This is a genomic window from Corynebacterium sp. HMSC055A01 (assembly GCF_001809405.1).
In the GTDB taxonomy this organism is placed as follows: Bacteria; Actinomycetota; Actinomycetes; order Mycobacteriales; family Mycobacteriaceae; genus Corynebacterium; species Corynebacterium hesseae.
This window is the reverse complement of record NZ_KV797591.1, coordinates 48,115-60,745: the sequence shown is the minus strand read 5'-3', so window position 1 is coordinate 60,745 and position 12,631 is coordinate 48,115. Positions and strand designations below refer to the sequence as shown.

The 12,631-nt window shown below is 63.4% G+C and carries 12 protein-coding genes; 9 read left to right on the top strand and 3 right to left on the bottom strand.

Features of this window, described 5'->3' with window-relative positions; genetic code table 11:
• Positions 1 to 6 precede the first annotated feature (6 nt).
• Positions 7 to 1,188 carry an acyl-CoA dehydrogenase family protein gene (locus tag HMPREF2604_RS09575; RefSeq protein WP_070523385.1) on the bottom strand — a complete coding sequence of 394 codons (1,182 nt, stop codon included), beginning with the start codon at positions 1,186 to 1,188 and terminating at the stop codon, positions 7 to 9.
• An 87-nt stretch (positions 1,189 to 1,275) separates the two neighbouring features.
• On the opposite strand from HMPREF2604_RS09575, the gene HMPREF2604_RS09570 reads away from it, so the two are divergent.
• The 5 genes from HMPREF2604_RS09570 to HMPREF2604_RS09550 all read left to right on the top strand — a co-directional run bounded on the left by HMPREF2604_RS09570 (position 1,276) and on the right by HMPREF2604_RS09550 (position 4,655).
• The gene (locus tag HMPREF2604_RS09570; RefSeq protein ID WP_070523388.1) at positions 1,276 to 1,686 is read left to right on the top strand and encodes an acyl-CoA thioesterase; all 411 of its coding nucleotides are present in this window, start codon (positions 1,276 to 1,278) and stop codon (positions 1,684 to 1,686) included.
• Between the two features lie 77 nt (positions 1,687 to 1,763).
• On the top strand, positions 1,764 to 2,735 hold the full coding sequence (locus tag HMPREF2604_RS09565) for an NAD(P)H-dependent flavin oxidoreductase (RefSeq protein ID WP_070523392.1): 972 nt from the start codon (positions 1,764 to 1,766) through the stop codon (positions 2,733 to 2,735).
• Positions 2,736 to 2,737: 2 nt separating this feature from the next.
• Positions 2,738 to 3,538 (top strand): enoyl-CoA hydratase-related protein, encoded by an 801-nt coding sequence (locus HMPREF2604_RS09560; protein ID WP_070523396.1) that lies wholly within the window; start codon positions 2,738 to 2,740, stop codon positions 3,536 to 3,538.
• A gap of 234 nt (positions 3,539 to 3,772) precedes the next feature.
• The gene (locus HMPREF2604_RS09555; RefSeq protein WP_209167619.1) at positions 3,773 to 4,153 is read left to right on the top strand and encodes an MmcQ/YjbR family DNA-binding protein; all 381 of its coding nucleotides are present in this window, start codon (positions 3,773 to 3,775) and stop codon (positions 4,151 to 4,153) included.
• A gap of 55 nt (positions 4,154 to 4,208) precedes the next feature.
• Complete coding sequence (locus HMPREF2604_RS09550) at positions 4,209 to 4,655, top strand: MarR family winged helix-turn-helix transcriptional regulator (protein WP_070530955.1); 447 nt, start codon at positions 4,209 to 4,211, stop codon at positions 4,653 to 4,655.
• Here the strand turns inward: HMPREF2604_RS09550 and HMPREF2604_RS09545 are convergent.
• Together HMPREF2604_RS09545 and HMPREF2604_RS09540 are read right to left on the bottom strand one after the other, a co-directional pair.
• Positions 4,652 to 5,887: a M20 family metallo-hydrolase gene (locus HMPREF2604_RS09545; protein ID WP_070565188.1), complete on the bottom strand. Its 1,236-nt coding sequence runs from the start codon at positions 5,885 to 5,887 to the stop codon at positions 4,652 to 4,654. The genes HMPREF2604_RS09550 and HMPREF2604_RS09545 overlap by 4 nt on opposite strands.
• 9 nt (positions 5,888 to 5,896) lie before the next feature.
• Positions 5,897 to 7,489, bottom strand: coding sequence for an amidohydrolase (locus HMPREF2604_RS09540; protein WP_070565185.1), 1,593 nt, complete (start codon positions 7,487 to 7,489; stop codon positions 5,897 to 5,899).
• A gap of 141 nt (positions 7,490 to 7,630) precedes the next feature.
• Between HMPREF2604_RS09540 and HMPREF2604_RS09535 the strand changes: the two genes are divergently transcribed.
• The 4 genes from HMPREF2604_RS09535 to HMPREF2604_RS09520 all read left to right on the top strand — a co-directional run bounded on the left by HMPREF2604_RS09535 (position 7,631) and on the right by HMPREF2604_RS09520 (position 12,599).
• A complete protein-coding gene (locus HMPREF2604_RS09535; protein ID WP_070565255.1) occupies positions 7,631 to 8,770 on the top strand; it encodes a helix-turn-helix domain-containing protein in 1,140 nt (379 codons plus the stop codon).
• Between the two features lie 55 nt (positions 8,771 to 8,825).
• Positions 8,826 to 9,434 carry a cation efflux transmembrane domain-containing protein gene (locus tag HMPREF2604_RS09530; protein ID WP_070565182.1) on the top strand — a complete coding sequence of 203 codons (609 nt, stop codon included), beginning with the start codon at positions 8,826 to 8,828 and terminating at the stop codon, positions 9,432 to 9,434.
• A gap of 408 nt (positions 9,435 to 9,842) precedes the next feature.
• Complete coding sequence (locus tag HMPREF2604_RS09525) at positions 9,843 to 11,225, top strand: hypothetical protein (RefSeq protein ID WP_070565179.1); 1,383 nt, start codon at positions 9,843 to 9,845, stop codon at positions 11,223 to 11,225.
• Between the two features lie 219 nt (positions 11,226 to 11,444).
• Complete coding sequence (locus HMPREF2604_RS09520) at positions 11,445 to 12,599, top strand: alpha/beta hydrolase (RefSeq protein WP_070565176.1); 1,155 nt, start codon at positions 11,445 to 11,447, stop codon at positions 12,597 to 12,599.
• The last annotated feature ends 32 nt before the right edge of the window (positions 12,600 to 12,631 follow it).

The following is a 12,631-nucleotide window of genomic DNA, read 5'->3' as shown; positions in this document are numbered from 1 at the left end:
CTACTTTTAGCTAAACGCCTGCTCCCCCGTCAGCACACGCCCCAGAATCAGCGTGTGGATCTCATCGGTGCCCTCGTAGGTGCGCACCGATTCCAGGTTGGCGGCGTGCCGCAGCGGCGAGTAGTCCGCGGTGACGCCGTTGCCGCCCAAGATGGTGCGGGCTTGGCGGCAAATCTCGATGGCGGTGCGGCAGTTCGCCAGCTTGCCCACCGAAATTTGATAAGGCTCCAACGTTCCCGCGTCCTTGGCGCGGCCCAGGTTGAGCGCCAACAGCTGCCCCTTGTTCAGCTCCACCGCCATATCGACCAGCTTTTGCTGCGTGAGCTGGAAGGATGCCAACGAGCGGTCGAATTGCTTGCGCTCCTTGGCATACTTCAGCGCCACCTCCAAGGAATCGCGCGCAGCGCCCAAAGCGCCAAAGCTAATGCCGAAACGCGCCTCATTAAGACACATGAACGGCCCCTTGAGGCCAGGGTGCTTGGGCAGCAGGGCGTCGCCAGGCACGGCCACACCATCCAGCGAAATATCGCACTGGATGGAAGCGCGCATCGACAGCTTGCGAGTGATTGGGGTAGCTCTAAAACCCGGCGTAGATGTCGGCACAATGAACCCGCGCACGCCCGCCTCCACCCCGGCGGCGGAGGCATCCTCCTCGGACACCTTGGCCCAGATGATGGCCACCCCGGCCACGCTTGCCAGGCCAATCCAGCGCTTCGCGCCATCCAGAACCCACTCGCCTGAGCGGTAGCGCGCCACCGTCGCCATGCCCGCCGGGTCGGAGCCCGCGGTCGGCTCCGTTAGCCCGAAGCAACCGATGACGTCACCCGCGGCCATCTTAGGCAACCACTGCTTCTTCTGTTCCTCCGAGCCGTGTTTATAAATGGCCGACATCGCCAGCGATCCCTGCACCGAGACCACCGTGCGAATTCCCGAATCGCCGGCCTCTAGCTCCTGCATGACCAACCCGTATTCCACGGCAGTGCGCCCGGCGCAGCCGTAGCCTTCCAGGTGCATCCCGAACAGACCAGCCTCCGCCAGCACCGGGAAGATCGAGTCCGGCAGCACCGCTTCCTCGTACCACTGCGCCACGTGCGGGCGGATGTGCTCATCCACCAGTGCGGCCACGCGGTCACGCGTGGCTTTTTCTTCTTCGCTCAGGAGGGCATCGATTCCCAGCAGATCCATCATTGCATTCTCCTCACGGTTCGAGTGACGAACCACAATTCGTATGTATAGTAATACGCATCACTCTACCCGCTCCCCCAAGGAGGAACAATGCGCGCGCCCGCCAACGCCATCCCAGTGCCCCTCGCTTTGCGGTGGTCCGACCAGGACGCGAACGCCCACGTCAACAACGCCACGATAGTCACCCTCCTCGAGGAGGCACGCGTCCGCGCAGCCGCCGCACTGACCGGACCCGTCGCCACCGATACCTACGCTCACGTGGTGCGATCCCTCGAAGTGCAGTACGAGGCCGAGCTCACCTACACCGATTCCATCGAGGCGCGGGTCTGGATTTCCCGCATCGGCAACACCTCCTACCAGGTCGCCCACGAACTCATCCAGGACGGCACCTCGTGCGTGTTCGCCACGGCGACGCTGGTGCTTATCGACGTCTCCGCGCGCCGCCCCATCCCCCTCCCCGAGGACCTCACCGAGCGCCTGCGCGCTCATTTCTCCGAATAGCCATTCACTGCCTATCGCCCAAAACTTCCATCCGCTTCTCTCCAATTGCTAGTCACTCACAAAGGAGCACCACCCTCATGATTTCCACCCGCGTCACCGAGATGCTCGGCATCACTCACCCCATCATCCAAGGCGGCATGCAGTGGGTCGGCCGCGCCGAGCTCGCCGCCGCTGTATCCAACGCCGGCGGCCTCGGCGTCGTCACCGCGCTCACCCAGCCCACCCCGGAGGATCTCCGCCACGAGATCCGCCGCACCCGCGAGCTCACAGACAAGCCCTTCGGCGTCAACCTCACCATGCTGCCGGCGATTACCCCGCCGCCCTATGCGGAGTACCGCGACGTCATCATCGAAGAAGGCGTAAAGATCGCCGAAACCGCCGGCAACAATCCCAAGGAGCACATGCCGGCCTTCAAGGACGCGGGTATCACCGTCATCCACAAGTGCACCTCCGTGCGCCACGCGCTCAGCGCGCAAAAGGTAGGCGTGGACATCGTCAGCATCGATGGCTTCGAATGCGCTGGCCACCCTGGCGAGGATGACATCCCGGGCCTAGTCCTCATCCCCGCCGCCGCGGATCAACTCGATATCCCCATCATCGCCTCGGGCGGTTTCGCGGATGGCCGCGGCCTGGCCGCCGCGCTCGCTTTGGGCGCCGAGGGCATCAACATGGGCACCCGCTTCGTAGCCTCCGCAGAGGCGCCGGTGCACGAGAACGTCAAGCAGGCCATCGTGGAGCGCTCCGAGCTGGATACCCAGCTCATCCTCCGGGAGCTGCGCAATTCCACCCGCGTGGCCAAGAATGCCGTGAGCGATGAGGTAGCCGAGCGCCTCGCTCAAGGCGCGGAGTTCGGCGATATCCGCCACCTCGTTGCCGGCAAGCGCGGCCGCGCGGTCTACGAGACCGGTGACTTGGATGCGGGCGTGTGGACCTGTGGTACCTCGCAGGGGCTTATCCACGACGTCGCCCCGTGCTCCGAGATCGTCTCCCGCATTTCCGCCGATGCCCAGCGCATCATTTCCTCCCTCACCGAACTCGTTAAGGACTAACCATGACCGACGCCATCCTCACCCGCCGCGAAGGCTCCGCCCTTATCGCCCAAATCAACAACTCCGCGCGGCGCAACGCCATTGCCAAGGAACACTGCGAAGCACTTTCGGCCGCGCTTGCCGACGCCTCCCAAGACCCCTCCATCCGCGCCCTCATCATCACTGGTGATGAGACCGCCTTCTGCGCGGGCGCGGACATCGTGGCGGCGGCACAGGCTGCGGCTGCAGCGCAGCAGTCAGGCGAGACCCCCAACCCGGCTGAGTCGACGATGCTGCCGCAGCTCAACGCGCTCGTCACCGAAATCCAGGCCGCCGAGATTCCCGTCATCGCTGCGGTCGAAGGCGCAGCCGCCGGCGCTGGGGCATCGCTGGCCTTCGCCTGCGATCTCATCGTGGCCGGCGAGCAATCTTACTTCACGCTGCCCTTCGGCAAAATTGGTCTCATCCCCGACGGCGGTGTCAGCCTCACCGCGCTCGCCTCCGTGGGGCGCCACCGCGCTCTTGCCTTGGCACTGCTGCAGGACAAGCTCGGCGTCGCCGAAGCGGAGGCGGCTGGGATCGTCGCCAAGCGCGCGCCCCAGGGCCAAACCCTCGAGGCCGCGCTGCAGCTAGTCCAACGCCTGCATATCGCGCCACGTGACGCCCTGGCCAAGGCCAAGGAAGCCATCAACCGCACTGCGCTTGGACAGCTCGATGAGCAGCTCGCCTGGGAGGAGCCCACGCAGTACGCACAGATGGATTCGGCAGGCCACAAGGAAGGCGTCATGGCTTTCCTGGAGAAGCGGCCCGCGCGCTTTGATTAGCGGCGGTTTTGACTAGTAGAAAACTGCCAGGGAGACCACATGGTGAATCCAGCGTCGCCCGCCATACTCATTCTTGTGCGTTTGAGAGAGCGCATGCGAGAGAGAGAACCCCTCACCCTCCAGAGGGCGGCCAGTGGCCGATACACGGAGGGACTTGATAGAGACGCCGTTGGGCCCCTTTCTTCGAGAAATCGAAAAAGGGGCCCAACGGTGTTTTCACCTAGTGTGGACCTCATGAGCACCGCTGCCCTAGACCTCCATGCCTGCGCCACCGCACGCGCTGCGGAGCTTCCCGGCGCCACGCTGACACACCCCTTCGGGCCGGACTGGGACGTCTTTAAGGTACGCGGCAAGGTCTTCCTACTTCTCACCGCCGTGACTGGTTCCCAGCAAGCCATCCTCAAGGTCGAGCCCCTCGATGGCGAAGCGCTGCGCAGAGAGTATTCCTTCATCGCACCTGGCTACCACATGAATAAGCGCCATTGGGTTTCCGTGTATCCCGACGCCAAGCTCACCCCGCAGCTGCTGGCCGAACTCGTGACGGACTCGTACCGCCTCGTGGTGGAGAAACTCCCTCGCTCGCAACGGCCCATCGATCCCTCCACCTTTGGTTAGGGTTGTCAACGTAAACATTTGCGGACGCGAGTCCTCAACTCTTACGCTGGATCGCGTGAGCAAAAATGAGCTAATCGATGAGACCATTGCGGAATATCGCCGCTTCGAGCGCGCCCGCGCGCGGTTCGATACGGAAGCGCGCCGCGAATACGGGATCACCGGCTCCCATCTTTCGCTTCTCCGGCTCATCGATAAGAAGAGCCCCATCCCCATCCTGCAGCTGCGCAAGGAGTTGGGATGGCAGCCCGCCACCATCGGGCAGGCGGTCAAGCGCTTGGTGCGCGATGAGCTTATCTCCATCGATGATGATCCGGAAGATCTTCGCCGCCGCCTGTGCAGCATCACCGAGGAAGGCCAGCACTTCTTGCTCCACGTCCCCCTCACCGGCCCGGTGCGCCTGCGCACCTACGAGCACAGCGAGGAAGAACTAAAAGCAATGAAGCGCGGATTCGAAATCGCGATGAAGGCCTTCGGGTATGAACCGTGGAGCGATAACGACTAGCGCTCGCCGCACCCGGATTCCACGAGGCGCTGCGCCACGTGCGTCAACACGTCCACACCGGCCACGCAGTCTTCCTCCGTGGTGAACTCCTTTTCGTTGTGTGAGATGCCGTCGACGGATGGGATGAAGAGCATGACCGTCGGCACCACTTCTTTCAGGTTGGTCGAGTCATGCCCGGCCACCGTGTAAATCTCTTGGTGCGGGTACCCCAGCTCCTGCACGACCTCACGGGCTAATTCCACGCCGGTGGCCGGGTAGGGGTTAAGCGCCCACTCGTGCGTCGGGGTGAGCTCAACTGAGGTGCGTGATTCCTCTTCCGCCGCAGAAATGATCTCCTGCAGGCGCGCTTGGGCCTTGTCCAGTACCTCAGTGGACGGCGAGCGCACATCGACATTGAAGCGCACCTCGCGGGCGATGGTTACCGGCGAATTCGGCTCCAGCGTTAACTGCGAAACCGAGGCCTGCAGCTGGCCTTCATCGAATTCATGGGTCAAGCGCTCCACTGAAGCAATGATGAGGGAGGCACCGAAAAGCGCGTCCTTCCTATCGGCCATCAGTGTGGAACCGGTATGGCCCTGCTCACCGGAGACCACCGCCTGGAATTTCTTCGCGCCCCACGTGGCGGTGACCAGGCCAATCGTGTTGCCGGCGGCCTCGAGCTCCTTACCTTGTTCGACGTGAATCTCCGCATAGGCCGCGAGCTTCGGGGCCTCGCTACGCGGGGACCAACCCGCTTCCTCCTGGGCTTGCGCGACGGTGACGCCGGCAAGGTCGGTGGCGGAGAGGGCGTCGTCAAGCGCCAGCATGCCTGCGAACACGGAGCTGCCCATCATAGACGGCGCAAAGCGTGAGCCCTCCTCGTTAAACCAGTTGATAACCGCCAGGTTATAGCGCGCCTTGGCACCCGACTGCGCCACGCGCCCGGCCGCATGGGCTGCGGCCAGCACACCATAGGCACCGTCAAAACGGCCAGCCAAGGGCTGCGAATCCAGGTGCGAGCCCAGCCCCACGTACTCGGCGCCGGGGGCAAGCTCGAAAAGTCCGTACTGGTTGCCAATCTCGTCGTAGATAACGCGCGCCCCGAGGGACTCCAGGACCTCATGGAACCAGGCGCGGTTGAGGTTATCGCCTTCACTGGCCGCCTGCCGCTCCACGCCGCCGCCCACAGTGGCGCCGTTGGCGGACATGGCCTGGAAATCGGCCAGAAATTGTTCGTTAGTGGTTGCTCGCATGTCTACTCCTTAAAAGCTTCCGTAGCGCAGCTCGCCGCCCACGATGGTGGCGGCCACGTCGATGGTGGAAAGGTCATCAGTGTGCAGCGGGTCCTGGGAAAGCAGCACGAAATCCGCCAGCTGCCCAGGCATCACCTGCCCCTTGCGCCCGGCCCAACCAGTTGCTGCGGCCGAGCCGGCGGTGTAGGCGTAGAGAGCCTCGGCAGGGGTCAGACGATCCTCAGGCCCATAATCCCGGCCCGAGGCAGTGCGCCGCTCCACGAATGCCTGCATGACCTCCAGCGGCACACCGGGCGCCACGGGTTGATCGGAGCTGCCGGGGAGGATGAGGGAGGCGTCGAGAAGCCGCTTGCCCGGGTAGCTCCACGCGGTGCGCTCCGGGCCAAGGGAGTCCGCCATCGCATCACCGAAAGCCGGGATGAACAGCGGCTGCGGCACCACCACGATGGGCTGGCCGCGCAGGCGCTCGATCTGGTCGGGGCGCACCACGCCGCCGTGCTCGATGCGGTGCGGCATCGCAGGCGCGCCATGCTTGTCGACGGCCTCCTCCAGCGTCTCAATCGCAAAATCCACTGCCGCATCGCCGATGGCGTGAATGGCCAAGGACCAGCCGGAATTCGCCGCCTGCAGCGCACGTGTGCGCATCTGCTCAGGATCCCCCTGGAAGTATCCGTGATGAGAGCAGCAGGCGTAATTCTTGCTCAGCGCGGCGGTGGTGCCGAGCAGGGAGCCATCGCTGAAGATCTTGACGGGGCCGACCTGCAGCCACTCGTCGCCGAAACCCGTGCGCAGGCCGCCGTCGAGGCCCCAACCGGGACCGTCGGCGGCGTGGCCAGGAATCTCGTGGAGCACATCCATGGTCACCATCACCTGCATGCGCGTGTGCAGGGTGGCGTTTTGATAGGCGGCGATCTCGCGCGGGCTGTGCCCGATCCAGCCGCCGGCCACCCCGGCATCCGTGACGGAGGTCAGCCCGCGCTCGAGGTAACGGCGTGTGGCCAGTTCCAAGGCGCGGCCGATTTCCTCGCCGGATTCCGGCAGCGTCACCTCTTGAATGGCGCGCATGGCGTTTTCATCGAGCAGCCCCGTGCAGTGCCCATCGGCATCGCGAACGAACTCACCGCCTTCCACCTCGGGCGGGTTGGCGGGGTCAACGCCCGTCGCGCGCAGGGCCGCCGTGTTGACCGTGTAGGCGTGGCCCGAGTTGTGCTTGATCAGCAGCGGAGCACCACGTGTGGCGCGGTCGAGCTGTTCTATCTCTACCGGGGCATCCAGCGCGGAGGGACGGAATCCGGATGCCACCACCCAACCGTCGGGGTTCGACTCGGCGGCGCGCACGGCGGCGTAGACCTCCTCGGGAGTTGTGACCTCGGAAAGATCCACCTCGAGCAGCGTCTGGCCAAACCACACGGTGTGGGAATGCACATCGTTAAAGCCAGGGGTGAGCGTGCGCCCGCCGGCATCCCACGTCTCGTCGGCGGGCAGGGCGTGGGCGGCCTCCCCCACCGCGAGGATGCGCCCGTTGGCAAAAGCCACCGAATCCGCAACCGGCCGCGCGGGATCCTGGGTCAGGATGTGGGCGTTGTCGATGCGCGTGATCATGCGTCCTCCTGAGTTCTCCTGTTTCTCCGGCAAACTGCACGCGGCGCGTGCTGTGCTAGTCCCCACATGCTAAACGCAGCAGTGATACACCTCTCCACATAGAGGGCAATTCACCAGCGCCCAACGTGTAGCGTTGTGCACATGCACGAGAAGCGCTGGCACGATATCGTCGCGGAGGTCCACGGCACCATCCCCCGCTTGGTTGAGGATTTCCTCGCCGCCTTTTCCCGCTCGGGGCGCTACGGCGATTCCTTGGTGAGCGAGGACGAGCTACGCCTGACCGCCTTCGAGGTTTTCGCACGCATCACGGACGTGCTAGTTGGGGCGATGGATGAGGAGGAACTGCGCACCCACGCCCAAAGTTTGGGCCGGCGGCGCGCACACCAGGGTGTGGCGCTAGCCACGCTGATCGACGCCATCCAGCTCGACTTCACCGTCCTCTGGGAGCACCTGCGCCGGGCCGCCGGCGCGGATCAGGAGGCGCTCATCGACCACGTGGCGCAGGTGCATTCCGTTGTGACGATGTACAACCTGGTGGTGCGCGATGCCTACCGCCTTGAAGAAGCACGCGGTCAGCACGACGTGCACCGCGCCCACGCCCGGCACTTGGAGAGGCTCTTCGCCGCCGAATCCCTGGGCGCGCTCGGCATCGCGGAAATCACCCGCGCGCTCAACCTGGATGATGACTGCCACTTCGACGTCGCGGTGGCCCACCCCACCGCTGCGGTGGAGATGCGCGCGCTTCTCGACGCCCCCATCTCCTCCGGCGAAGCCTTCGGCCATGGCGCGCGCGGGATGTTCGTTGCCTTTTGGCCTAGAGACCAAAGGAACAGCGGGCAGTCCGCAAAGGACAGCGGCGCAGAGCTCACGGAGATCTCGGGCATATTTTTCCGCGACGTCATCGGCTTAGCTGGTGTTCGCGCCGCAGCGCAGCAAGTGCCGCGCATCTTCGATGCCACCGGCCCGCTGGACAATTTAACCGAAGCGCCCGACGCCCTCTGGGCCGTCGCCGGCGATGCCATCGCGGACTTCCCGGCCAGCGGCATCACGGAGCTCACGCAAGCCATCACCGAGTTACGCCTTACCAACGCGCCGCTCTACCAAACCATCACCACCTACCTGGATTGCGGCTCCATCAAGGACTCCGCCGAGGCGCTGCATTGCCACCGCAACACGGTGCTCAACCGCCTGCGCCAGGTCACGGAACTCACGGCACTCGACATCACGCGGCCGAAAGACGCCGCGCGAGCATTGCTGGCGTTGCACCGGACAAAGCGATAAATACAAAGGAAAACAAGTTGGGACACGGCGCTCAAGCCCATTAAGCTCAGGTACCGTGTCTCACGATCTCTCCTCCTCCACCCTGAACGCACGCGCCCGGCGGGTTGTCGCCTGGGTGGCCGCGCTGAATCTCGCCGGTTTCTTCGTCGAATTCGTCATCGCCTGCATCATCGGCTCGGCCTCACTCTTCGCTGACGCCGCCGACTTCCTCGAGGACTTTCTCATCAACGCGCTCGTGCTCTTAGCGCTGCGCTGGTCGGTGGAGGGGCGTCGCAAAGCAAGCTATGGCCTAGCCGGGCTCATCCTGATCCCCGCGGTGGCGTCCTATGGCATGGCGATATGGAAGATCATCAACGGCGCCGTTCCCGAGCCACTCACGCTTTCCGGCACGGCCATTTTCGCCATGCTCATCAACTTGCTCTGCGCAGTATTGCTACTGCAATTGCGACACGGAGGTGCGCTCACGCGTGGGGCGTGGTTGGCCGCGCGCAATGACGTCGCCGCCAACATTCTTATCCTCGGCGCTGGTCTTGTGATGCTGGCGTGGGCGAGCCCCTGGCCAGACATCGTGGTCGGCCTCATCATCGGCACCATTAACCTGCGCGCGGCGGCCGAGGTCTTCGAACAGGCACGCGCGGAAGACCCAGAGATCGAAGAAGACTAACGCGCCGTTTTTAAGAATTACTTAAGCATACGAGGGCCGGTTGGGTTCTACCCCTTAGACCACAGAGGCTGAAATTGCGCGTGACACGACCCCACAAACACCCTTTCACTCCCCCTAATGGGGTCATTCTTTAGTTTGTGAACGAACGGTCAAAGAGACGTTTTCCCAGAATACGGTCTAGTTAGACAAAACCAAGGTCGGCGCAAATTTCTTAGTCAATTGTTCACCCGGGGGCCACCCGATCGAAATGTATTTCTGCATTTAAAAATATAAACAATTCAAGGGGTGCGCGATCCTGAAAAGGGCCTTATTGTTGCAACACGTCACGCACTGGGCACTACAGCGCAAACACAGTGTCACCACAGTGCGTCACCGCATTGCCCCAAACTTTCATCCAGGAGAACAACAATGACCCAGCGTCGTCGTACCGCCGGCCTCATCGCCGGCCTTGCGATCGCAGGCACCGCCCTCATCGCGCCGGCTGCTTCCGCAGCCACCCAGACCGAGTCCTACCCGGAGACCCCGGCCGTGAACGCAAAGCTGCCTATCGTTCACACCACCCACGGCTCCGACCACATGAAGGCCAACGTGCTCAACCCGCGCCCGGTGTGCAACCCGTGGGAGGATCACCGCACCGTGGTTTACAAGGTGACCGATAACTTCATGCCGGCAGGCACCATCTCCACCACCAACCAGACCAAGAAGGACATCCCGCTGCAGCAGGACCTGTCCAAGTCCCAGTCCATCACCCTGTCCGTCAACGGTGACCGCACTGAGACCACCTCCATGAATGCTGGCGGCAAGGGCTCCGGCAAGGGTGCTGAAGGTTCCTTCGGCATCTCCCACCAGATTGCCACCAAGCTCGGTGCTTCCGCTTCCTACTCCCTGTCTTGGGAAGCTGGCCAGTCCATCGGACCGTACGATGTTCCGCCGAACCACACCGGTGAGGCTACCTACGGCTTCCGCGTTCTGAACATGACCGGTACCCAGCAGTACTGCAAGCCGAACGGCACCTGGTCCACCCCGACCTTCTGGTCTGCAATGCAGCCGATGAAGAACGAGGTTCGCGTCAAGCTGTACGACGACATCGCTGATTCCTACGCTCCGAACAAGGACGCTCAGAACACCACCGACGTCAACGACCCGAAGGTTGTTGAGGAGGAGAAGTCCCCGGAGGCTGACGCTGAGGTCATCAAGGACAACGAGGTCGCTCCGGAGGAGAAGGCCGTGTCCGAGGCTGAGGGCAAGAAGGAAGAGGAAGCCGACAAGAAGGTCCAGGAGGACGTCGAGAACGGCAAGACCGACGAGGCTAAGCAGAAGCTGGACCTGAAGCCGGTTCTGACCACCTCCGGCGCTAAGCACGCTGGTTACGCTGGCACCGTTGCTCTCCGCCTGGAGAACGTCGGTTCCGAGCGCTACTACGGCGACTTCCCGGCTGTTCAGTACCGCGTTGACGTTAAGACCGCTGAGGGCCCGAAGGGCGTTGACCGCCTCATCACCCCGCGTTCCTCCAACGGCGCTCACATCCGTGACCTGGGCTTCGACGAGAAGTCCTCGACCCGCTCCTTCGAGGTCACCCTGGCCAACCCGATTAACGCTGGCGAGTCCGCTCGCGTTGCCAACCTGGACTTCGGCGACGGCAACACCAAGGAAGGCCGCCTGAAGAACTACATCGAGGTCACCCAGATTTCCCGCCTGAAGGGCGACAACTCCACCGACAACGACCAGAACGTTGACTCCCGCGAGATCACCGTGAAGGACACCGGCAAGAAGGCTGAGGGCCTGTTCTAAGGAACACCCCTCGCCCACTGCAGAGAGTGTGCACAGCCCGCCGGCGCTTAGTCCGGCAGTGAGAGAGTGAGAGGACCCCGACCGCTTGATGAAAGCGGTCGGGGTTTCTTTATGCCCTTAATCCGCTTCCACCAACTGTCCCGCAGCTCTCCCGCTGCCCCGCCTTCGTTAACGCCGGGGAAGTTCTGCGCTGCAGGGTTAGTTGGCTATTGTGAACTAATGAAATTCTTTCGCTCCGCACTTGCGGGCATTCTCTCGGCGGGGTTGATCATCTCCCCCGCCCTCGCTCAGCCGGCACACGCACAAGCACTGGATACGATGAGCAGCGATGCCGCCAACATCGATCAGCACTCCAGCGCCCTCGATCCCATCGCCCTGGGACCGCTGGCACCTCTACTCTTCGCCGACAACATTTTCGCCGCCTGGTCACAGGTGCTTCAACAATTGAAAGTCCCGGTGTTGGCACCAGACGCTACGCGCCCACCGGTGACAGCAGCCCCGGCACAACTGCGCGAACTGCGTCACGTCCAGGACAACGTGTGGGAGCTCAAGGCCTATTCACCGGCCATGGACCGTGTCATCACCAACGACATCATTCTTCCTCCAGGAGGATTGGAGAACACGCAGCCCCGCCCGAGCTACTACCTACTGGGTGGTGCCGGCGGTGGCGAGGACGCACTGTGGTGGGACGGCGGCGGGGCCTCCGAGTTCTTCCGGGACAAGCAGGTCAATGTCATTTCCCCGCGTGGCGCATATGGATCGATGATGTCCGACTGGGCGCAGCCTCATGACACCCACGGAAAATACAAGTGGGCCACCTATCTGACCAAGGAACTCCCGCAGCTTATCGACGCCGAGTTCCACGGCAACGGCCGCGACGGAATCGCGGGTCTAAGCAACTCCGGTGGCCCCGCATTGGAGCTGGCTACGTTCGATCCGCGCTTCAAGGTGTCTGGTTCCTTCTCCGGTTGTCCCTCGACCACAGGTGTTCTCGCGCAGTCCTTTGCGTGGGCAAGTGCTGCGTTCTACGGCACTGACCCGGCTCGCTCCTTCGGCGCGCCGTGGGATCCGGCGTGGGCGCAGCATTCGCCGGTTCTCAACCTCGATCAGCAACGCGGGCGTAAAACCTTCGTCATCGTCTCCCGCGGCGGCCCGGCCGATTTTGACGTCGACATCGAGGACTCACCACTTCCCGCGCTGGGCCTCAACGAGCGTTTGGATTATTGGTGCAGCTCTTATTACGCCAAGCAGGCCACCGCAGCTGGCGTAGACCTTGACTATTACGAGCTTCCCGCGGGGCGCCACACATGGGGGCTGTTCCGGCGCGAGCTGGCCATCAGCTGGGCCACGGTGGGCCCAGCGCTCGGGGTGTAACCCCTAGATCACCGCAGGCTGCAGAAGTAAAA

What these genes read in the sequence shown, in the direction of transcription:
- HMPREF2604_RS09575 (WP_070523385.1), bottom strand. Translation starts at nt 1,188, where the DNA reads ATGATGGATCTGCTGGGAATCGATGCCCTCCTGAGCGAAGAAGAAAAA.
- HMPREF2604_RS09570 (WP_070523388.1), top strand. Translation starts at nt 1,276, where the DNA reads ATGCGCGCGCCCGCCAACGCCATCCCAGTGCCCCTCGCTTTGCGGTGG.
- HMPREF2604_RS09565 (WP_070523392.1), top strand. Translation starts at nt 1,764, where the DNA reads ATGATTTCCACCCGCGTCACCGAGATGCTCGGCATCACTCACCCCATC.
- HMPREF2604_RS09560 (WP_070523396.1), top strand. Translation starts at nt 2,738, where the DNA reads ATGACCGACGCCATCCTCACCCGCCGCGAAGGCTCCGCCCTTATCGCC.
- HMPREF2604_RS09555 (WP_209167619.1), top strand. Translation starts at nt 3,773, where the DNA reads ATGAGCACCGCTGCCCTAGACCTCCATGCCTGCGCCACCGCACGCGCT.
- HMPREF2604_RS09545 (WP_070565188.1), bottom strand. Translation starts at nt 5,887, where the DNA reads ATGCGAGCAACCACTAACGAACAATTTCTGGCCGATTTCCAGGCCATG.
- HMPREF2604_RS09540 (WP_070565185.1), bottom strand. Translation starts at nt 7,489, where the DNA reads ATGATCACGCGCATCGACAACGCCCACATCCTGACCCAGGATCCCGCG.
- HMPREF2604_RS09535 (WP_070565255.1), top strand. Translation starts at nt 7,631, where the DNA reads ATGCACGAGAAGCGCTGGCACGATATCGTCGCGGAGGTCCACGGCACC.
- HMPREF2604_RS09525 (WP_070565179.1), top strand. Translation starts at nt 9,843, where the DNA reads ATGACCCAGCGTCGTCGTACCGCCGGCCTCATCGCCGGCCTTGCGATC.
- HMPREF2604_RS09520 (WP_070565176.1), top strand. Translation starts at nt 11,445, where the DNA reads ATGAAATTCTTTCGCTCCGCACTTGCGGGCATTCTCTCGGCGGGGTTG.